The sequence below is a fragment of the Burkholderia pyrrocinia genome (assembly GCF_018417535.1).
Classification (GTDB): domain Bacteria; phylum Pseudomonadota; class Gammaproteobacteria; order Burkholderiales; family Burkholderiaceae; genus Burkholderia; species Burkholderia pyrrocinia_E.
In genome coordinates, this window is record NZ_CP070979.1 from 714,264 (window position 1) to 734,871 (window position 20,608).

The 20,608-nt window shown below is 60.4% G+C and carries 19 protein-coding genes and 1 pseudogene; 8 read left to right on the top strand and 12 right to left on the bottom strand.

What is annotated here, in order from left to right; all coding sequences use genetic code 11:
• The 5 genes from JYG32_RS36190 to JYG32_RS36210 all read right to left on the bottom strand — a co-directional run bounded on the left by JYG32_RS36190 (window position 1) and on the right by JYG32_RS36210 (window position 6,392).
• Window positions 1-1,173, bottom strand: a complete 1,173-nt coding sequence (locus tag JYG32_RS36190; RefSeq protein WP_213267579.1) for a chromate transporter — start codon at window positions 1,171-1,173, stop codon at window positions 1-3.
• 20 nt (window positions 1,174-1,193) lie between these two features.
• Complete coding sequence (locus JYG32_RS36195; RefSeq protein ID WP_174378249.1) at window positions 1,194-2,156, bottom strand: chromate resistance protein ChrB domain-containing protein; 963 nt, start codon at window positions 2,154-2,156, stop codon at window positions 1,194-1,196.
• A gap of 358 nt (window positions 2,157-2,514) precedes the next feature.
• Entirely contained in the window at window positions 2,515-4,284 is a 1,770-nt protein-coding gene (locus JYG32_RS36200; protein WP_213267580.1) for a histidine kinase, read from the bottom strand.
• 84 nt (window positions 4,285-4,368) lie between these two features.
• Window positions 4,369-5,781: an HD domain-containing phosphohydrolase gene (locus JYG32_RS36205; protein ID WP_213267581.1), complete on the bottom strand. Its 1,413-nt coding sequence runs from the start codon at window positions 5,779-5,781 to the stop codon at window positions 4,369-4,371.
• A 221-nt stretch (window positions 5,782-6,002) separates the two neighbouring features.
• A complete protein-coding gene (locus JYG32_RS36210; RefSeq protein ID WP_249744902.1) occupies window positions 6,003-6,392 on the bottom strand; it encodes a helix-turn-helix domain-containing protein in 390 nt (129 codons plus the stop codon).
• Window positions 6,393-7,324: 932 nt separating this feature from the next.
• Between JYG32_RS36210 and JYG32_RS36215 the strand changes: the two genes are divergently transcribed.
• Genes JYG32_RS36215 through JYG32_RS36225 form a run of 3 tightly spaced genes read left to right on the top strand, consistent with a single transcriptional unit; the run spans window position 7,325 to window position 9,611 of the window.
• Window positions 7,325-8,122 carry a transporter substrate-binding domain-containing protein gene (locus tag JYG32_RS36215; RefSeq protein ID WP_174378198.1) on the top strand — a complete coding sequence of 266 codons (798 nt, stop codon included), beginning with the start codon at window positions 7,325-7,327 and terminating at the stop codon, window positions 8,120-8,122.
• 46 nt (window positions 8,123-8,168) lie between these two features.
• A complete protein-coding gene (locus JYG32_RS36220) occupies window positions 8,169-8,828 on the top strand; it encodes an amino acid ABC transporter permease (RefSeq protein ID WP_174378197.1) in 660 nt (219 codons plus the stop codon).
• Window positions 8,829-8,885: 57 nt separating this feature from the next.
• Complete coding sequence (locus tag JYG32_RS36225; RefSeq protein WP_213267582.1) at window positions 8,886-9,611, top strand: amino acid ABC transporter ATP-binding protein; 726 nt, start codon at window positions 8,886-8,888, stop codon at window positions 9,609-9,611.
• A 338-nt stretch (window positions 9,612-9,949) separates the two neighbouring features.
• On the opposite strand, the gene JYG32_RS36230 is transcribed toward JYG32_RS36225, so the two are convergent.
• Window positions 9,950-11,185 (bottom strand): pyridoxal phosphate-dependent aminotransferase, encoded by a 1,236-nt coding sequence (locus tag JYG32_RS36230; RefSeq protein WP_213267583.1) that lies wholly within the window; start codon window positions 11,183-11,185, stop codon window positions 9,950-9,952.
• Between the two features lie 183 nt (window positions 11,186-11,368).
• Complete coding sequence (locus JYG32_RS36235) at window positions 11,369-12,910, bottom strand: acetolactate synthase large subunit (protein ID WP_213268309.1); 1,542 nt, start codon at window positions 12,908-12,910, stop codon at window positions 11,369-11,371.
• A 206-nt stretch (window positions 12,911-13,116) separates the two neighbouring features.
• On the opposite strand from JYG32_RS36235, the gene JYG32_RS36240 reads away from it, so the two are divergent.
• Both JYG32_RS36240 and JYG32_RS36245 read left to right on the top strand, forming a co-directional pair.
• Window positions 13,117-14,010 carry a LysR family transcriptional regulator gene (locus JYG32_RS36240; protein ID WP_213267584.1) on the top strand — a complete coding sequence of 298 codons (894 nt, stop codon included), beginning with the start codon at window positions 13,117-13,119 and terminating at the stop codon, window positions 14,008-14,010.
• Window positions 14,011-14,025: 15 nt separating this feature from the next.
• A pseudogene (locus tag JYG32_RS36245) lies at window positions 14,026-14,370 on the top strand (aldo/keto reductase); the annotation flags it as partial.
• A 270-nt stretch (window positions 14,371-14,640) separates the two neighbouring features.
• Here the strand turns inward: JYG32_RS36245 and JYG32_RS36250 are convergent.
• The gene (locus tag JYG32_RS36250) at window positions 14,641-14,955 is read right to left on the bottom strand and encodes a hypothetical protein (RefSeq protein ID WP_213267585.1); all 315 of its coding nucleotides are present in this window, start codon (window positions 14,953-14,955) and stop codon (window positions 14,641-14,643) included.
• Between the two features lie 203 nt (window positions 14,956-15,158).
• Between JYG32_RS36250 and JYG32_RS36255 the strand changes: the two genes are divergently transcribed.
• The 3 genes from JYG32_RS36255 to pstS all read left to right on the top strand — a co-directional run bounded on the left by JYG32_RS36255 (window position 15,159) and on the right by pstS (window position 16,965).
• The gene (locus JYG32_RS36255; RefSeq protein WP_213267586.1) at window positions 15,159-15,374 is read left to right on the top strand and encodes a hypothetical protein; all 216 of its coding nucleotides are present in this window, start codon (window positions 15,159-15,161) and stop codon (window positions 15,372-15,374) included.
• Window positions 15,375-15,469: 95 nt separating this feature from the next.
• Window positions 15,470-15,736 (top strand): hypothetical protein, encoded by a 267-nt coding sequence (locus JYG32_RS36260; protein ID WP_213267587.1) that lies wholly within the window; start codon window positions 15,470-15,472, stop codon window positions 15,734-15,736.
• 203 nt (window positions 15,737-15,939) lie between these two features.
• The gene (gene pstS / locus JYG32_RS36265; protein ID WP_213267588.1) at window positions 15,940-16,965 is read left to right on the top strand and encodes a phosphate ABC transporter substrate-binding protein PstS; all 1,026 of its coding nucleotides are present in this window, start codon (window positions 15,940-15,942) and stop codon (window positions 16,963-16,965) included.
• A gap of 151 nt (window positions 16,966-17,116) precedes the next feature.
• Here the strand turns inward: pstS and JYG32_RS36270 are convergent, their stop codons facing one another.
• From JYG32_RS36270 to JYG32_RS36285, 4 genes are all read right to left on the bottom strand, one after another.
• Entirely contained in the window at window positions 17,117-17,824 is a 708-nt protein-coding gene (locus JYG32_RS36270) for a methyltransferase family protein (protein WP_213267589.1), read from the bottom strand.
• Window positions 17,825-18,313: 489 nt separating this feature from the next.
• Window positions 18,314-19,117 carry a hypothetical protein gene (locus tag JYG32_RS36275; RefSeq protein ID WP_213267590.1) on the bottom strand — a complete coding sequence of 268 codons (804 nt, stop codon included), beginning with the start codon at window positions 19,115-19,117 and terminating at the stop codon, window positions 18,314-18,316.
• Window positions 19,118-19,485: 368 nt separating this feature from the next.
• On the bottom strand, window positions 19,486-19,776 hold the full coding sequence (locus JYG32_RS36280) for a toxin-antitoxin system YwqK family antitoxin (RefSeq protein WP_213267591.1): 291 nt from the start codon (window positions 19,774-19,776) through the stop codon (window positions 19,486-19,488).
• A gap of 36 nt (window positions 19,777-19,812) precedes the next feature.
• Complete coding sequence (locus JYG32_RS36285; RefSeq protein ID WP_213267592.1) at window positions 19,813-20,316, bottom strand: hypothetical protein; 504 nt, start codon at window positions 20,314-20,316, stop codon at window positions 19,813-19,815.
• Window positions 20,317-20,608 lie beyond the last annotated feature (292 nt).

Below are 20,608 nucleotides of genomic sequence, written 5' to 3' on the forward strand. Positions count from 1 at the left end.
TCAGTGATGCAACAGCGGATACACCACCAGGCCAATCGCGGCGGCCCCGGCGACGAGCGCCGGCTCCGACAGTTTCTTGAACCTGACCAGCAGCACGATAGTCGCGAGCGCCATCAATGCCGTCGGCACATCGACGATCGAACGCCTGGCCAGGACAATCACCGAACCCGTAATAGCGCCCACGGCTGCCGCCGTCACGCCGTCGACAAACGCCTGAATCGCCGGCAGCTTGCCGTACTTCTTGAAATACGGGGCCGGCAACACCGTGAACAGATAGCACGGCAGGAACGTGCCGGCTGCCGCCACGCACGCACCGGGCAGACCCGCTACCAGATAGCCTATGAAGCCCACCGTGATGACGACCGGCCCCGGCGTGATCATCGCGACCGCAACGGCGTCGACGAACTGCTTTTCGTTGAGCCACTGATGCTCCGTGACCACGCCGCCATAGAGGAACGGCACGATGGCGAGCCCGGAGCCGAACACAAAGGCACCTGCCTTGGCAAAGAAGACGGCAAGGTGTGCAAGCTGCGGCCAATCGACGGCACCCAGCAACGCGCTGGCGGCGGATACGGGCACGGCGACAACCGCATCGACGCGCCGTTGGCGTATCCACTTGGGCGGCGAGCGCCTGAACCAGACGAGCAGGCCCGCCGCAAGAAACAGCCACGCCACTTCCGATTCGGTCACGACCGTCACGACAACCAGACCCAGATAGATCGCCCACAGCAGCTTGTCTTTGCCGATGCTCTTTGCGGTCAGCTTGCGCGCGCTGATCGCGATAATTCCGATCACCGCCGCGCCGACGCCGTAGAACACCGACTGCATCCAGGTCAGGCCACCGAATCGGGTGTACGCATAGCCAAGCAGCACGACCATCAGAAACGACGGGAGCACGAAAGCGATCCCGACCAGCGTGGCACCGACGATACGGTAATGCACGTAGCCGAGATAAATCGCCAATTGCGCTGCCAGCGGACCGGGGGCGAGCTGCGCGAGCGCGAGACCTTCCTTGTAGTCTGCGTCGGCGATCCATTTGCGGGTGTCCACGAGGTCTCGATGCATATAGCCGGCGAGCGCAACCGGCCCGCCGAAACCCGTGGTACCGAGCCGGGCGAAGTACCCGATCAGTTGCCACAGCGTATAGGCGGGGTCGTCGCGACGTGTATTCATGTTGCGGGCGAGTAGCAGGGTTACGGCTTTCGATTGCCGCGAAAATGCGCGTACAACGAATCGAGTACGGTGCCGATCTCCTGCAGCAACGCGTCGTCGCCGACAACGCGCTTTCGGGCACCCGCCAGAATGGCCTCGAACCCGCCGGCTTCCGGCACGGTCGAACCGCCCACGTCCAGCGCATGCACCATTGCGCCCAACCGGACGAGTCCTTCGTTGTCGTCCAGTCCGAAGCTGGCGACCAGTACCTCGAATGAAACGCGATCGCCCACATGCGTGAACGGGGCGCCATCGAAATCGAAGCCAAGGGCATCAACCGGACATTCGGCGAGGTTTTCCAGCCACACGAAGCGCGCATGCGGATCGATGAAGCGCTGAATCAGCCACGCGCTGGCGACCCTGTCCACCCAAAGGTGACGGCGCGTCGCCCACAGCCGCCCTTGATACCGGGCAGGATCGCGGCGTGGTATGCCGCCTTGAGCGGCATGCGGCTCGCCGGGGGAGCGCAACGCTTCGACCGCGGTGGTGAAATCCCGCCATTGCGCACTCGCGCGTAGCGCGGTCTCGCCGGGAAAGAAATCGATACGCCGAATCGCGTCATACGTGCGAGCGTGGCGACGCTGCAGGCGATTGAGATCGGCCGCCGCGAGATCGGACAGTGTCTTGCGGTCTTCCGAAAGCTCGGCAAGCCAGTCGGCGTAGTCTCCGGTGCGATCGAACAGTGCCCGGTACGCGTCCTCGTCGGCAGAATCGTCCGCACGGACCTGCAACAACCAGGCTTGCCCCTCTCCGTTACGCGCCTCGTCAGCCAGATCGCGCAACTGCGCTGCCTGCTCGGCATGAGCCGGCAACAGGTATGCGCCGTCCCGCAGTGCGCCACAGCCGAGCGCCTTGACGGCACGCCATATACGCATGCGCGCGGTCGCGCCGGCCGTAGGCAGACTGACGATCAGCAGGAGCCAGGAACGAGAGATCGTATTCATGACGGCAGCATAGGCTGCCGTCATATGTGCTGCAACACTGTAGAGATTGCTACACTACACCACTTCTACCGCAACCGTTGCCGGGCCAACGCCTCCCTCAACTGCCAGCCGGCGGCCATGCTGCCAGCGCACTTCCCGGCACGTGACCGAACCGGACACCCCCGCCGAAACGGTTTTTTCTGGAGGCGCGAACCGGAATCAAACCTGCCGAAACGGCTTGGCGGCTGTCATCGCTTCCTGTTGATCAATCGTCTACTGAAACGTCAGCGTCGCAAGCGACTGCCGCGGCATCCTCCCCGAACGCCACGGCGACGCGCGAAACCCGCCGTGCCTGATGCGGACGACCGCTGTCGCATCCTCATGCCCGCTGCTCCAGTGCCGCCGCGTTCGCGTTGTCGCGAGCCCGCCGGACCGGCAGCCGAACGCAGAATGTCGTGCCGCGCCCGGGTTCGCTCGTCACGTCGATTGCGCCGCGATGGCGCTCGACGATGCCGTGCGATACCGACAAGCCAAGCCCGGTTCCCTGCCCGACCGGCTTCGTCGTGTAGAACGGATCGAAGATCCGCCGGACGACGTCGGGCGTCATGCCCGTTCCGGTGTCGCTGATCGCGATCGACACCTGTTCGCCATCGCTCGACGTGCGGATCGTGATGACGCCACGCTCGGGAATCGCCTGCGCCGCGTTGACCAGCAGGTTCATGAATACCTGGTTCAACTGCGACGGCAGGCATTCGACCTGCGGCACGTCGCCGTAATCGCGCACGATGTCGGCCTTGTACTTGAGTTCGTTATGGACGACGTTGAGCGTGCTCTCGAGGCCCGCACGGAGATCGACCACGCTCCACTCGTCGCTGACCGGGCGCGAGAAATCGCGCAGGTCCTGCACGATGCGCCGCACCCGCACCGCGCCATCGATCGATTCGTCGATCAGCGTCACGATCTCGTCGCGGACGTAGTCCAGATCCGCGGCGCGGCCCCTCGCCGTCAACGCGTCGCGGGCGGCGGGGTCGAGCTGCGGCAGCACGGCTTCATGCGCCGCGACCACATCGAGCAGGCTTCGCACCCACGTCTTCAATGTATTGAGGTTCGCGCTGACGAAGCCGATCGGATTGTTGATCTCGTGCGCGACGCCCGCCGCGAGCTGGCCGATCGACGCGAGTTTTTCCGATTGCAGCAACTGCACGTGGGTTTCCTCGAGCGCATGCAGCAGGCGCCGCTGCTCTTCCTTCTCCTGTTCGAGCCGTGCCTGCGCGGCCTTGCGTTCGTCGATCTCGGTCGCCATGTTCTCGCGCGTGCGCTGCAGCATCTCCGTCGTCTGCTCGTAGCGGTGCAGCGCGCGTTCGAGTTCCGCGGTTCGCATTTGCACGAGCCGCTCGAGCGTATCGGTCATCCCGCGCAGAAAGGTTGTGCGCGCATCGAATCTGGAAAGCAGCAGCGTGACGATCAGCGTCGCCATCGTAAACAGCGCGACGGTCGTCGCAAGCCACGGCGTGTCGATCCCGTTCGCGGCGCCGCATCGCGCGTCCGGCGCGAAATGGGCGGCCGCCATCCCCGTATAGTGCATGCCGGTAATGGCGATGCCCATGATGACGGCCGCGCCGACGCGTTGCGCGGTCGCATGACGCGCCTGCTGCGCGCGCAGCGCCTGCGCAATCCATAGCGCGGCGGTCGATGCGATCACGGCAATGCCGATCGATGCGGCGAACAGCGCGGGGGCGTAGCGAATGCCGGGTTGCATGTGCATCGCGGCCATCCCCGTGTAGTGCATGCCGGCAATCCCGCCGCCCATCAGCGCACCGCCCGCGAACAGTCGCCGCCAGCCCAGCCGTGCGCGCGTGACGACGTTCAGCGCGAAATACGACACGAGCACGGCGATCGCGAGCGACGCGCCCGTGTCCGGCAGTGCATAGCCGAGCGGGATCGGCAGCGAGAACGCGAGCATGCCGACGAAATGCATCGACCAGATCCCGGTTCCCATTGCAGCCGCGCCGCCGCCCAGCCACGCACGCTTGAGTGTCGGGTTGTCGAGCAGCGAAATGAACGCGGCCAGGTCGAGCGTCGTATAGGAGGCCAGCGTCGCGATCGCGAGCGACAGCAGGACGAGCAGGAGGTTATAGGTGCCGTGCATGATCGAGCGCCCGAGTCGGTATGAATGCGTTGCCGCGACGCGCGGTCGAGCGCGCACCGCGGCCATCAGGCCGCGGGTCCGATGTCAGGCCGGCGGCGTACCCGCGGTGGGCGTCTGCGATGACGCGGCCGCGCCGGCCAGGACAAGGATGTCGAACGGCGTCCCTTCCCGCGTCTCGAAGCGGCGCACCAGCTCGATCTGGTGCGCCGACATCACGCTGCCTTTCGTCATCAGCAGCACGCCGCGATGCGTGCGCAGATCGTCGGCGAGCTGCATCCCTTCGCGCAACTGCGCGGACCGGATCTCCGCGACGGACGCCGCGATGCCGAGACTCGCCGGATCCCGCATCAGCTCGATGAAGCGCTCGACGAGCTGCGGGTCATACCGCACGCCGGCCTGCGAGCGCAACGCATCGAGCGCCTGCTCGACCGAATGCGGCGCGCCGATGTCGCCGTTGCGCAGCCCTTCGAAATCGCGCGCGATCGCCACGAGCCGCGAGCCGAGCGGGATCGCATCGCCGGCCAGCCCGTCCGGCGTGCCGCGTCCGTTGAAGCGCTCGTACTGGTGAAGCACGATCGACGCGACCTTGTGCAATTGCGCGACCGGCGTCAGCACCATCTGCGCGCGCAGCGGATGCTGCTGGAACAGCCGGTGTTCGTCCGTCGTCATCCGCGTGAGCGGCTTGTGCAGCAATTCGTCGGGCAGCGACAACTTGCCGATGCCGTGCAGCAGCCCCGCGAAATAGACGTCCTGCGCGTGCAGACTGCTCATCCCGGACGACAGCGCGAGCCGGCGCGCAATCTCGCCGACCCGCATCGCGTGTCCGCCGGCGGTCCCGCAACGCAGCTCGATCATGCTCGCGCAAACCTGGACCATCGCCGTGAAACTGCTTTTCAGGTCGCGTTGCGCCGCTTCGAGGAACATCACGGTCTGGCCGAGTTCCTCGGTGCGCGCGCGCACCTGCGTTTCGAGTTCCGTGTTGAAACGGCGCAGCGCCTCGTTCTGCGCTTCCGTCAGCGCGGCCAGCCGGTCCGCTTCGCGGCGCAAACGCCGCTGCTCCAGCGCCTGTTCGATGGTCAGCAACAGGTCGTGATCGTCCCACGGCTTGTTCAGGTAGCGATACACGCCGCCTTCGTTGACGGCCTGCACGACCGACGCGATCTCCGCATAACCGGTCAGCAGGATGCGCATCGTGTCCGGGTACAGCGCCCGCACGCGGGCCAGAAATTCAGCACCGCTCATGCGCGGCATCCGCATGTCGGACACGATCAGGTCGACTTCGGTCGACGCCAGGATCTCGAGCGCGGCCTCGCCGCTGTCGGCAGTCAGGATGTCGTAATGCGCGGGACGGAACACGCGCTTGAGCGCCGACAGCACGTTCGGCTCGTCGTCGACCAGCAGGATCGACGGTGCGGGGCGTGCGTCGCCGGATGCCGCTGCCGCGTCGGGCGTTTCAATCGATATGGCATTCACACCGTTTGTTGCAGATGTCGTCATAATCGGCCTCGGATCAATTATTTGCATCTTCTCTCCCTGCAACATCGGCTTGTACGGCAGTTTTTATATCGGGAGAAACGCTGATACGTGCCTGTCAGCGGGTCTTGATTCCTTCCGCCCGCGTGGCCAGGAATCGCAGGTACTTGTCGTGCTCGTCCTCGAAGAGCTCCGGGCCGCCGCCCATGTAGGCGCGCATCAGTTCGTCCGCGGCGCGGTCGAGATTACCGAGTTCGAATTGGCACTGCCCGAGCCTCAGGTGCAGAAACAGACAGATCGGCCTTCGCCCTGGACAATTTGGCGACGGTCTCCGCCGTAGTGACGCGCAACCGCTGCCCGGCCTCGGTCAGCCGGCTCGGTATCGAGCCTCGCTCCACCAGCGGCACGCCCGCCCAGCTTTCGAGCGCCTGAATCCGGCGGCTGAACGCTGCTTGCGACACATGGCGCAACTCGGCGGCACGAGTGAAGTTGCCGGTAGCGGCCAATGCCAGGAAATCCTGCAGGAGCTTCATATCCGTAAAAAACAGCGATGCACGATCAGAGGTGATGCGTGATTTGCATGGCATCGGCTCCGCCGCGGTCAACGTTCGTCGTGAGCATTGCGATGTTTGCATAGAATCGGTCTTTTGTCGCGGCATCATCTTTTCATCACTTGGTCATGGTGCTGGCTCGCTAGGTCTATTGCAGGCTGGCGTTCAAGCTGACTTATATGCCCTTGCTTTCGATGCAGATCAAGTATTTCCCCGACGCGGTGGCCGGACAGGTAACAGGGATCATGAATTTTGGCGTGCAACTGTCCGGAGCCACGAGTGTCTGGGGCTGAAATTACGCTCCTTTTTTCACGAGCCGTGTAAACGTCGCAGAGACGTCCGCCCGCTGCCATTGAACGATATTGCCATCATGTTGCAGCACTTTGTCCATCCAAGTTCCAAAGTTCTACAACTGTTCCTCTATCGACTGACATGCCTCTCTGGAAAATTGTTGTGAAATTTTAACAAATTACAGTATTTGATTCAGTTGGTTTTTCGCTCGAGGATTATTCGGCATCGACGTTTATCCGCGATATGGCGCAGGATCACAATATCAGCAAAACGGTTGAGCTGATTCTCGCGTTAAATGACCCGAAGAATCCCTTTGAGTTACTTGCAATGTAGAACGAGCGACGGGGATCAATAATGGTCAAAAACGAACTATTGCGTACAAGATACCCTTCTACCCGTATAGCAACCATCCCGCGCTGAAGTTCATCGCTACATTGATAATTTGTATCACCGTACTGCCGGATATGCGCATGTCTTTGGTTGTGTCGGACGCCCGGGTAGTTGTCGTGTTATCCACCTGAAGATTTATACAAGGAGCGAAGCAAACCCTACTGAATTGTCCATTAATTTATAGTTAAAGGCATATTTTCGGAATTATAACATTCGCAATGCATTGATCAAATTTATGATAATTCTATCTATATTTTTATTACCACCCTATAGATTGTTGAATTTCATCTATCACCTGTCCATAGTGTCATTCAAATAGCGTTGGAGACGAATTCGTGAAGATCCGAAAAACATTTATTTTTGCAGCCATCTCGGCATCAACGATCTGCGCGTCTTTCGGTGCGTATGCGGAAGACCTGCTCGACGCCGTCAAAGCTCGAGGCACGTTGATGATCGGTATGGAGGGAACGTATCCTCCGTTCAATTATCGCGACTCCCAGGGAACACTCCAGGGCTTCGACATCGATATCGCCAGGGCGCTAGCCGCAAAGCTGGGTGTCAAGCCTGACTTCTATGCCGGAGAGTGGTCAGGGCTGATTGGCGGTCTTCAGGCCGGGAAATTCGATGTGGTGGTGAACCAAGTGACCATCACGGAGAAGCGACGGCAATCTCTTGACTTCAGCCCTCCATACGCGTACTCGTCAGTCCAAGTCCTAGAGAAAAATAGCGACAAGAACGAGTACCAAAGTCTCGATCAACTGAAGGGAAAGCGCGTTGCAGTCGCGCTGGGTTCTAACTTTGCCGACTTGGCCAAGTCGGTTCCCGGCATCGTCGTGCAGACTTACCCTGGAATGTCGGAGGCGCTCAGTGATGTCGTGGGCGGTAGAGCCGACGTGTACCTGAACGACCGGTTGTTGGTTCCTTATCTCATCAAAACCTCAAACGTGCCGATTCGTGGCGGCGGCCTTTTGAAGAATACCAGCTATGACATCGGCATTCCTTTTCGAAAGGGAAATCCGAAATTCTCGGCTGCGGTAAACGAAGCGCTAACTTCAATGCGGAACGACGGCACGCTCGCCGCGATCTCAAAGAAGTGGTTCGGCGTGGATGTCAGCCGTCCGGTTGGCAATTAACGATGCTGGGCACCCGGAGGTGCGTCGTACGCTGGAGAGTGACAAGATGGATCGATTCGATTTGGTGGTCAATTCGGCCCCAGTGTTATTGATGGGTGTGCTGTTGACCGTTAAGTTTGCGGTCGCAGCGATGGCCTTCGGGCTCGTAGTCGGTATGCTCACCGCAGTATTGAGAATCAGCCGCAATCGCGGTCTGGGTCGGGTTGCACAAGCCTACGTCAGTGTCATGCGTGGCACGCCGCTTCTGGTGCAGTTGTTCGTCGTGTACTACGGATTGCCTGATGTCGGGATCTCTCTGTCGCCAACGATAGCGGGGATTCTGACACTGACGTTGAATGCCGGGGCTTATTTGTCCGAGAGCATGCGTGGCGCGATTCTGGGTATCCCGCGCGGCCAATGGAGCGCATCGCATAGCTTGGGGCTGACTTATTTCCAAACGTTGCGGTATGTCGTCGGCCCGCAGGCGCTGCGTCTTGCCGTTCCATCGATGGGCAATACGCTGATCAGCCTGATCAAGGATACGTCACTGGTTTCGGTGATCACGGTGACAGAGTTGCTTCGTTCTGCCCAGGAGATCATTGCAACGACATTTCAGCCGTTGCCGTTGTACATCGCTGCAGCAGCGCTGTATTGGGTGCTCAGCTCGCTGTTGGCGGCTGTTCAGAATCGTTTGGAAGGGCGCCTTGCTTTGCAGAGCCGTCACTAAGATCGCGCAGGAATCGCTGCCGGCCATGGAGCAACTTTTCAGATCGGGAGACGCAACGTGATTGATATCGACAACGTTTCAAAGTGGTACGGCCAACATCGTGTACTGGATAGCTGCACGACGGCCGTTCAAAAAGGCGAGGTAGTGGTAATCTGTGGGCCCTCGGGATCCGGAAAATCGACGCTGATCAAGACCATCAATGGGCTGGAAGGATTCCAGCAAGGTTCGATAACCGTCGACGGCGTCAGTGTGGGACACTCGAAAGCAGACCTCACGTCACTGCGCACCCGAGTGGGAATGGTTTTCCAGCATTTCGAGCTGTTCCCCCATATGAGCATTCTTCAGAACCTCACGTTGGCACAGATGAAGGTGCTTCATCGGTCCCGCGAAGAATCCTACTCGAAGGCGATGACGTTGCTCGATCGGGTGGGTCTCAAATCGCATACACATAAGTACCCTGGGCAGATGTCGGGCGGGCAGCAGCAGCGTGTTGCTATCGCGCGTGCATTGTCGATGGACCCGACGGCGATTCTGTTCGACGAGCCTACATCCGCGCTAGATCCCGAGATGATCAACGAAGTGTTGGACGTCATGATCGAGCTTGCGCAAGAAGGAATGACGATGATCTGCGTGACGCATGAGATGGGTTTTGCACGCAAGGTCGCGGATCGTGTGCTTTTCATGGATGCGGGCGTTATCGTGGAGGACTGCGTCAAGGACAGCTTTTTCGATATGCCTCGATCGGAACGGGCGCGGGATTTTCTGGCGAAGGTCCTGCATTGACGTGGATAGGGACCGCGGAAGAGGACGACGGATTCGTCAGCGTTACTTCTGAAGCACAACAAGGCAAATCAGCAATGGAATATCGTGCGGTCATCACGTGCAAGCCCGGGTTCGCAGGTTGTTGCGAAACAGAGTGGATTGTGCATGACACCGTCGGCTAGCGGCGCATTGAGCTTGCAGGCCTGCGCGTCGTCCAATAGCAACTGGACGACGCCGGGAAAGAGCTTCGACTACTAGACATCCTGATGTGAGGACACCGAGCGACGCCTGCATTTCTGGCGTCGTTCGGTATCCTTAGTACTACGTGCAACGGTTCTCGATCGTGTTGCAAAACGGTACTAAGCGAGAGCAGCGCAGGCGGTTCTCAGTAAGGCCATGCCCTCAGAAAGAACGGGAATCGCACCGGCGAATGACACGCGAAAATACCCTGGTGCGCCGAACGGTGCGCCAGGCACAACCCCGACCCCGTACTCGTCCAGCAGATATCGGCAAAATTCCTCATCGGTCCACAGACATTCGCCAGCCTCGGTTGTCTTGCCCATCAGCTCCTTCCAGTCGACAAGCGCGTAGAACGCCCCCTTCGGGGCGATGCAGGAAAGTCCGGGAATGGCGTTGAGGTCCCGAATCACCAGTTCGCGCCGCTCGGCGTATTCCAGCCGGTACCGTTCGACCACGTCCTGCGGCCCCCGTAGTGCTTCGACCGCCGCGGCCTGCGCGATCGAGCAGGCGCATGACGTGGACTGGCTGATGATTGCGACGATCGCCTGCATGAGCGCAGCGGGTCCAACCGCGTAACCGATGCGCCAGCCAGTCATCGCATAGGCCTTCGAAACGCCGTTCACCGTCAGCATGCGGCTGCGCAGATTCGGGCGTATCTGGGAAGGCGTCACGAACTTCACGTCGTCGTAGACAATGTGTTCGTACATGTCGTCCGCCATCAGCCAGACATGCGGATGATTCTCGAGAACGACCAGAAGAGGCACATAGTGTTCGAGTTCGTAAACCGTTCCGGACGGATTCGAAGGTGAATTCAGCAGCAGCCATCGCGTTCTGGGCGTGATCGCTTTTTCGAGATCGTCCGCGTGCAGGCGAAATGCGTCCTCTGGTCGGGTCGGCACCACAACGGCCGTCGCTCCCATCATCTCGATGATGTCGATATAGCTGCCCCAATAGGGGGCGGGCAAAATGACCTCGTCTCCCCGTTCGAGGGTCGCAAAGAGCGCCATGAAGATCAGTGTCTTGGCGCCGGGTGCGATGACGATCTCGTTGAGTTCGATTTTCAGGTCATAGTCGCGGTGAAACTTGTGCTGGACCGCTTCCTTCATGGCGGGGCTGCCGTCCGGCGCCGTATAGTGAGTGTCGCCTGCCTGAATAGCGCGAATCGCCGTCTCCTTGATATGGTCAGGCGTGTCGAAGTCCGGTTCGCCGACATGCAGGCCAATGACTTTTTTTCCATTGCGCTTGCGCTCCGCCACCGCCGCCATCACGCGGGAAATCGCCGAAGGTCCGGTCTTGCCCATATGACTCGACAGATGCAGCAGCGAACGCGAAACGATGTTTGGTACGTGGGTCATGATCGATCCGGAAATTGGAATTCTGTACGCACGCTGCTTGATACACGTGCGCCGCACCTTTGAATTTATATGCAATCCTTACCGCTTGAGCGTCGTGCGGCGACAGGCTTGCCAAATATATGACCGGCAGCGGCGAACTGCATCGCTGGCGTATCGACGCCGACGATTGCGCCGCCGCTTCGGTCAAACCATCAGTTCGATCAGGAACGGGCCCTCCCGCCCGAAGCTTCGGGCCATCAGGTCGGCACATTCTTCCATCGTGGTCGCGCGTGCCGCCTCGACGCCAAGGCCGTCGGCGATCTTCGTCCAGTTGAGCGCCGGGTTGCCGAGGTCGAGCATGCTCATGGCGGTCGGGCCAGGTGTCGCGCCAACGTTCCGATATTCGCCGACGAGAATGTTGTACTTGCTGTTGTTCAGCAGGATCGTCGTGCACGGGAGACGCTCCCGAGCTTGCGTCCATAGCGCCTGCAACGAATACATGGCCGAGCCGTCGGCTTGCAAACTGATCACCCGACGGTTGCCACGCGCACCCATGGCGGCGCCCGTCGCAACCGGCAGACCATCGCCGATTGCGCCGCCGGTCAGCTGAAGCCAATCGTGCGGCGCAGCGGCATGCGTATGACGGTAAAACGAACGGCCGTAGGAAATACTTTCGTCGGAGACGATCGCGTCGTCGGGCATCAGCGCGGCCAGCGTGCGCGCCAGGCCTTCAGGGGTCGGCGCGCCGCTTGCGATCTCCGGACGTGGGCCCGGGTCGGGCATCGCTGCCACTGGCGCGTTCAGCGCGTCGACCAGTGCCTGCAATGCGGCTTCGGGATCTTGGTCATAGCGCGACAGGACATGCAGTTGCGCATGCGACGGATATTGCCTGGACGGCTTGTCCGGGTAGGCGAAAAAGCCGACGGGCGGCTTCGCGTTGACGAGAATGATGTGGTCAAAGCTGGCGAGCGACTCGATGGCGTGATCGGTGCCGTACGGTACGCGTTCGACCGGAAGCCGCCCCTGGCCGCGCGCGAGGCGTCCGTTTACAAAGTCGTAACGAACGGCCGCACCGGTGGCCCGCGCGATGCGCCATGCAAGCGCCTGCGATTTGGCGAGCACGCCGCGCCCGGCCAACAGGATCAGCACATTCTTGCGCTCGCGCAGCACGCGCGCGGCTTGTTCGACTGCGAACGGATCGATCGCCGGCGCGACCGGAACGACGAGCGCTTCGGCCACGACGCCGCCCGCACTCCACGATGCATCGGCCGGCAGGATCATCGTGGCGATCTGACCTGGCGCGGTGCGGGCCGCCTGCACCGCGCTGGCTGCATCATGTCCGACCTCGGCCGAGCTGCCGCTCGTGCGCACCCAACTCGACACCGTGCGCGCGAGGCTGTCGGTGTCCGCCGTCAACGGCGCATCGAACTGGCGGTGATAGGTCGCCTGATCGCCGACGATGTTGACGATGCCGCTGCGTGCACGCCTCGCGTTGTGGAGATTTGCGAGGCCGTTGGCAAGGCCGGGACCACAGTGCAGCAACGTGCAGGCTGGCTTTTCGGCGATCCGGTAGTAGCCATCCGCCATGCCGGTGACGACGTTCTCCTGCAGGCCCAGCACGCAGTGCATGCCGGGGATCTGATCGAGCGCCGCGACGAAATGCATCTCGCTCGTACCGGGATTCGCGAAACAGGTGTCGACACCCGACTGCAACAGCGTTCTTACCAGACTTTCCGCACCATTCACCAAGAACTCCTTATGTGTGGGTGATGCCGTGATGATGAAAAGATGATGCCGCGACAAAAGACCGATTCTATGCAAACATCGCAATGCTCACGACGAACGTTGACCGCGGCGGAGCCGATGCCATGCAAATCACGCATTGAACCGCCCCGGGAATGTAGGAGACTTCGGATCCTGGCTGTCACCTTTGATCGTGCATCCCTATTTTTATGGATACGAAGCTCCTGCAGGATTTCCTGGCATTGGCCGCTACCGGCAACTTCACTCGTGCCGCCGAGTTGCGCCATGTGTCGCAAGCAGCGTTCAGCCGCCGGATTCAGGCGCTCGAAAGCTGGGCGGGCGTGCCGCTGGTGGAGCGAGGCTCGATACCGAGCCGGCTGACCGAGGCCGGGCAGCGGTTGCGCGTCACTGCGGCGGAGACCGTCGCCAAACTGTCCAGGGCGAAGGCCGATCTGTCCGGAGCCGCGCCGCGTCAACAAGAACACATTCGGGTTGGGATCAGCTCGTCGCTGGCCACGCTGTTTTTGCCGCAGTGGTGGTCAGCGTGGACTCGTGACATCCAGTTGACCGCTGAAGTCATGGTCGGCGATATCTATGATCTTGTGACGGCGCTCGCGTCGAATCACGTCGACATCCTGATCACATACGAATGCAACGAATTGCCGCTGCCGTTTTCACCGGAGCGCTACGAGTCGAAGTGGATCAGAGGCGACTGCCTAAAACCGTTCGCATCCCGGCAGTGGATCCAAGAAAAGGGCGTTGTCTGGCCGGGCACGGCTGCTGCCCCCATTCCACTGTTGATGTGGACGAGGGGTCATTATATGGATCGGCTCGTCGAGCGCGTCATCGAAAAAGCGCCGTTTCCGCTGATCGGGACGAGAGTATTCGAGAATCGCTCGCTCGAAGTGCTCCACGCGATGACGTCCCACGGGCATGGGGTAGCCTGGATGCTTGAAACCCTGGTGCTGGCCGCCGGCAATGATTGCGTATCGCTGGGAGGCGCGGCCTGGAGCTTACCGATGTCGGTCCGGGCATTTCGCGAGATAGAGAACGCGAATCCTGCGCTGGAGTGCCTGTGGCAAATGCTTCCGCATAGCACGTGAAAGCGAGGCAGGGTCATCGATTTCATGCGCGGGCTTGGCGTTCAGCCAGAGGCTTGGGCGCCTTTCGCCGAAGGTCGCAACAACCTGTTCGACAACGCGCAACTCGTGGCGATTGCGCAGCGCCACGGCAAGACCGTGGGACAAGTCGTGCTGCGATGGGTGGTTCAGCGCGGAATCGTCGCTCTGGCAAAGTCCGTGCGAAAAGAGCGAATGCTGGAAAACCTGGCCGTCTTCGACTTCGAACTATCCGAGGAAGACATGCAGGCCATCGCAACGCTGGAGACTGGCACGAGCAGTTTCTTCTCCCATCGCGATCCGGCGATCGTGAAGTGGATGAGCGAACGGAAGCTCGGCCTCTGACGCGCAATCGGGGGCCGTCCGGCCAGTCAAACGGGCGGCCCCATCACCGGAAGCGATGACGCGCATGCGTCGAGTTCGCTGCCCTCGGACGACACGTAACCTTCCCTTCCGCGGACCCAACGTTCGCGAACGCACGCAACAGAACCGACGTTCAACCTGAAACAGCAAGGGACCGTTCCGGCACGACAATAGTCGTGCCGTTACGCGTGAACAAACCGTCGTACTGCGCTCAGGCTTCGGCCTTGAGGCTCGTCAACGTCTCTACGGCGCTCATCGTGTCACCGCCCAGGAATCGCGCCCGGCCGACGTCCTGCCCGCTCGGACGAAATGGGAAATGCTCAGAGGGACAGTATCCGCCTTGGCACTCGAACGCGTCTTCCGGGCGGCGCCCAGGATCGGACGCAAGTGCTCATAAAAGCACTCAAGCTGTCGCGCATCGGATGCCAATCGCTCAAGATCGAGCGCCTTCTCGAGAATCGTCCGCGCAATATGAAAACGCTGAAGTCCGCGCCCCACGCGAACCTGAAAGACCACGCCATCGCTGTTGTGCGGCACTCCTGCCCAAACAAGCGAACCGCTATCCATGAAGCCTCCGAAAAATCGCAATCGTCACATCAATATGCCAGCAAGCTCTCGCGGCGCATATTGGTATTTCAAAATTGTGACGCTTGAGGCATCGGTATTTTTACAGCAACCCGAATATTGCGATGCAACAAAAATGCCCGTAGACTGGGTTCGCACCTTCGATGCAGTTGCCCCGCAGTCGCTCCATGACGGGAGAGCACGCCATGACGACTTCTTCACCAGCACGGAGCCACACGCCCCCCGCCCTCCACGTATTCGAACAAGATGGGGGTTGGCATTGGGGCATCACGGTTCCTCGCCCGACGGGATGCGGCTTCAAACTGATCGCATTCAGTGAGCACATCTTTTCCGCTGAAGACACTGCCCAACGCGACGGCGATCGAGCGCTGGCCTCCATCGTGGCGAGCGACGAGTACTGAACTCGGCGTATCGGGCAGTCGCACGCTCCTTGAGTTTTCACATCCGGATGCAATACTCCTATCACCCTTCGATGCAAGACCACCTACCGCGCGCCATGACCGACTCAGCCACTTGTCTGACATACCCGGTCGTCTGCGACGATCTGAGCCTGTCGTTCTCTGCCTATGGCACCGGTTGGGGGTACGTTGCAATCAAGCTCCCGGCGGACGTCATTCGAGAAAAGCTCGACGCAAACACGGCTACACCCGAGCAATTGCTCACCGCGTTCGAAAGCAATCGCGGGAAGATCGCTGTCGCGATCAACCGACACGCATTACCGAACGACGGCCGGCACATCCAGCTCGGCAAATCAGACTTCTAGATCAGAACCAGCATGTGGGCGGCGCATGGATCTTTACCTGTTGCCTGAGCCGACAACCTGGGTCGCCAATTCCGGGCTGCCTGCCGGCTGCGGCTATGCGCGCAGCGGCAGGTGACACAACGATGTCGTCGCAAGTCGCGAAGTAGTCATAAGCCGGCAGTAGCGTGTGGACCAGCATGCCGATAGTAGACGGGAGGTGTTACATGAACATCCGGATCCTGGTTCCCTGCACCCTTGCGCTCGTTGCCATCGCCGCACAAGCTGCCGATATCACCGGCGCAGGCAGCACTTTTGCCGCACCGATTTACACGAAATGGGCCGATGCGTACAAGAAGGCGGGCGGCGGCAAGGTCAACTATCAAGGCATCGGTTCGTCGGGCGGCCTGAAGCGGATCGTCGCGAAGACGGTCGATTTTGCCGGTTCGGACGCGCCGCTGAAGGATGACGAACTCGCGAAGGAAGGCCTGTTCCAGTTCCCGACGGTGATCGGCGGCGTGGTGCCGGTCGTCAACGTGCCGGGCGTGAAGTCGGGCGAGCTGACGCTGTCGGGCCCGCTGCTCGGCGACATCTACCTCGGCAAGATCAAGAAGTGGAACGACCCGGCGATCGCCGCGCTGAACCCGAAGGTCAAGCTGCCGGATACGGACGTCGCGGTGGTTCGCCGCGCTGACGGCTCGGGCACCAGCTTCATCTGGACGAACTACCTGTCGAAGGTCAACGGCGAGTGGAAGTCGAAGATCGGCGAAGGCACGACGGTCAACTGGCCGACGGGCACGGGCGGCAAGGGCAACGACGGCGTCGCGGCCTTCGTGCAGCGCCTGCCGGGCGCGATCGGCTACGTCGAGTGGGCGTACGCGAAGAAGAACAACATGACCTACACCGCGCTGAAGAACTCGACGGGCACGGTGGTCGAGCCGAAGACGGAAACGTTCAAGGCCGCGGCTGCCGGCGCGAACTGGTCGAAATCGTTCTACCAGATCCTGACGGACGAGCCGGGCAAGGACGCATGGCCGGTCGTCGGCGCGACGTTCGTGCTGCTGCACGCGAAGCAGGACAAGCCGGAACAGGGCACGGAAACGCTGAAGTTCTTCGACTGGGCATTCCGCAATGGCAACCAGGCCGCCACGGATCTCGACTACATCTCGCTTCCTGATCCGGTCGTGTCCGAAATCCGCAAGCAATGGAAGGCGAAAATCAAGGACGCCTCCGGTAAAGCGCTTGTGGACTGAGATCGCCGGGTGGGGCGCGATATCGACCGCGTACGTCGCTTGGCGAAGCGGGAGCGTCCCTTCAAAAATCCGTCTCAAATGTCCGTTTGAGCAGCAGCTGTTGGTCGTGATCATCGGAAGCCGGGCGAAAGACGAGCTTTCGGTGTTCCCGTCAAAACACGCCCGGAATCAACCGGTACCGAACTTTCGTCTTGTACGCGCGATAATCCGCATCCTCCGACAACACTCGCTCCTCCATACTGATTCGCCCGATCTGCAACAGCATCCAGATGCTGATCACGAGCAAGTTTCGAGTACTGAAGTTTGCGAGCAGGAAACCGATTTCGGACAACAAGTAACCGGCATAGATCGGGTGACGCATGAACCGGTACGCACCGGTCGAGACCACCCCGCGATTGGCTGGCAGCAGACCGAACGAGCGCCCCAGCGACAGCTTCGCGAACAGCTGCCACGCAATCCCGCAAATTTGCCAGCCTCCTCCGGCCCACTCCGGAATCAGTTGTGTACTGGCGGTCAACTGATACGTGAGGCAGTAGAACGAACCGCCAAGAGAAAAGCACATCGCGACGGGATGCCAGTCGCGCCGCGTCGGCAAATTCGCAAAGGCTGACATTCCGACGGTCAGTACTGCGGAGACCAGCAGCAGGAGCAGCGTGATCCGACTCGGATCCAATCGCCACGGCAGGTAGATCAGATAAGCAAATACGCCCAGCACGGTCACCGAAGACACGCGAGCGCCAAGCTCGATCAGACTGATCCGCTTCGACTCCCCTCCGACAGCTGTCGAGTGCGGCACTAGCGTACTCTGCGCGCACGCTCCCCGCACCCCTGCATCCTGTATGGCCTGTGCCTGCTTCATCTTATTTATCCGTAATTTATTGCGGATTTTTTATATTGCCGAGTCAGACTAGCATGCCCTCTCCATTGAAGAGTGCCCAAGTTGCAATTTTGTGGGGGTGATTAGTGTAAGTCCCGAGGGCAACGCTCGAATAGCGAGCCCGAAGGGCTGGGTTGCGCGGCCTGCCAAACAGTTCGCGGCTCGTATCGTTCTCCGGGCGGACGAGATCATCCCCGCTCTCCGGCAATTGGTTGGCTTGTATCCCGGACGACATGGGTGCCGAGTGAAAGCCACGCACTTCGTGGTCATGATCGAAACCGAACAATGGTGCGACGCCGCGAACTTCGCACCGGCACCCTTTGCGCTGCAGCCGCTGCGTGGCCAATCTACCCGCGTTCCAGGCATACCCTTGGCAGCAGCGACATCTGTCGAAAGGCAACTTCACTGTCGCGCGTCTGGGCCGCGGGTAAACTCGGCCACCGCCGACGGCCTGCTTTTCGTCGACTTCGGTCAGGGCTTCACCTCCCCTTGCCTGGAGCCCAGGGTCGCAGCAATGCGGCTTTGCGCAGCGACGAGTTGGTCATCCGTGGTCGCCACCAGCCACAGACGTGTCTGCTCCTCGATCTGGCGGTTGTGGTCCTTCAACGGGCCCATCGCGGCAGCGGCCTTCCAGACCACTGGGCCGATTCGGCTTTTCCTGCCCGACGGCGCGCCTACCAGCAGGCAGTAAGGCCCCAGCGGAAGCGATACGAACGGAAGTGCCGGACTGGCGCGCACGCGCCAGTCAATGAAGGGCGTGTCGCCGATAAGCAGCGGCATGGGCAGGCCGTGGAGCACGCTGAAATCGTACAGCGCCAGTTGCTCCCGCATGCCGACGTAAATACGCCGGATGTCGCCGACAACCGCCGCGCGGATCTCGTCATCGAACATCGGTTCCTGCGCGTAACGAGCAAATGCCTTTCGAGCCTCCCATTGATATGCGCTGAACAGGCCAATCTCCACGCAATCCTGCACTGCGCGCTGAACATCCGCCACGGAACCGGCTTCCTCTGGCTTACCCAACTGAGCAGCCCGCAAAAACCGGGCAAGTCCTGCCTCGTGGATCGCAGGACGATCCGCGGATGCATCGTCGTCAGCGCCGTTGCCGAGGGGCACGTAGACATATTCCTCGGCTGCGAAATGCGATTTCTTGCCTTCATCAAACTTGATTTCGCCATCAACGCAGTCCAGATAGCGAGTCCCGATTCGACCATGCTCCCAAACCCAATTTTTCAGGAACGGACGTAGTGGATGCGGCCTGTCGTGATCGGTCATTGAATCCTCCAAGTTGCCCAGTATAGTTCCAAGTTGTCGATTGTTCCGTGGAGGGCATGGCGATCGATCAAACCGATGGATCAGCGCTTTCCAATCAGCCGAGCGGAGCCCTGCGAGCTCGGCAGCGACCAGCACACTTGAGAAAGCATTTGCAGAATTGCTGAGCTCGCGGCCAGTTGTCGTGCCCAAGATTTCCTCAGATTGCCTTCCTCTCCCAAGGACGATGCTTGAGATGTCGTTGGGCGTACCAAAGTGCTGACTCGATTCGCGGCGCCCACATCCCGTAGGAATTCGAGGGAATAACTTGGCCGAGCCGTGCACGTCCCGAGCGCTTCGTCATTGAGGCAAAAGCACGACTCCCCCCATAGCTACGCCTCCAGTCGCCCCTCAGCATCCCAGTACGCCCATTTTTCAGCTTCCGTTCCGTGGTCGTAGTTGCCAAGCGCAGCCAGTTGTCCGTTTGGATGGAAATCCTTCCAGGCTCCGTGCTCAACTCCGTGTTCGTAGGTCCCTTCAGATGCGAGCGTACGGTCCTCTCTATAGGCGACAAAAGGACCGTGCCGAATCCATCGGCTCCCATCAGCAGCCAGGTATCTGCAATAGCGGTATCTAAGTGCACCGCTTGCATAAAAGACTTCTGCGATATCCAATTCCGCCATTGCGACATCCCCTTGAACCTACGCCAAGTCCTACGCTCACCCATCTTTGCCCGTTGGCTTGTCTCTGACGTACGGGGCGGCGAAGTCCGCATCGAAAGTGCCTCTCCAAGAACGCACGCGCATCGAGGAGGTGTAGTAATACTCGTAGTTTGCGCGTGGAATCTTGTCCGCTGGAACTGCGGCGCTTGAAAAAACCCCATCTCGTATGATTGAGTCGCCGGTGCAAATGTAAGAGACCACGACAAGTTTTTCGTCGAGTATCTTCCGGATGAACTCGATTGCACCGCCAGCCTCGTCAGCATTGCCCAACACGGAGAAAAAATGCCGATGGGTCGTCGCATAGAAAACCGTCACCTCCTCGTTGTATAAGGAAGAAACCTCCAAGGGACCACCTTTCGATGCCGCGAGCGACGGCACCAGAACTTTGAAGTAGTTCTCTCCAGCGTTGGCAACAATAGAAAGATGGCTCCTCCAGTTCGGGAAAACCGAGAGAAGGTCTCCCGCCATTTGGCGAGAGAAAGGCTCAAGCAGTTCGATCATGATGCCCCCGTAGCTTGCGTATAGAGCAGCGAGACTGCCGGCAATCCTACGCCACAAGTCGATCGACTCTGCTGCTGGCGGATCATGTCCGGCACCCGGCCGGTCACGATCTCCGACAACTGCCCGAACGGCGAACTTCGCGCAGGCACGTTCGAGCCGCTGGTAAACTCGGACTGCCAAGGCAACTTTTCCCGGTCACATGAGCACCCAACCCACCGCCGCACCTGCCAACGTCGCTCCAATGATGCAGCAGTACCTGTGCCTTATCTAATAAGGCTCTGATCGTAAGTTA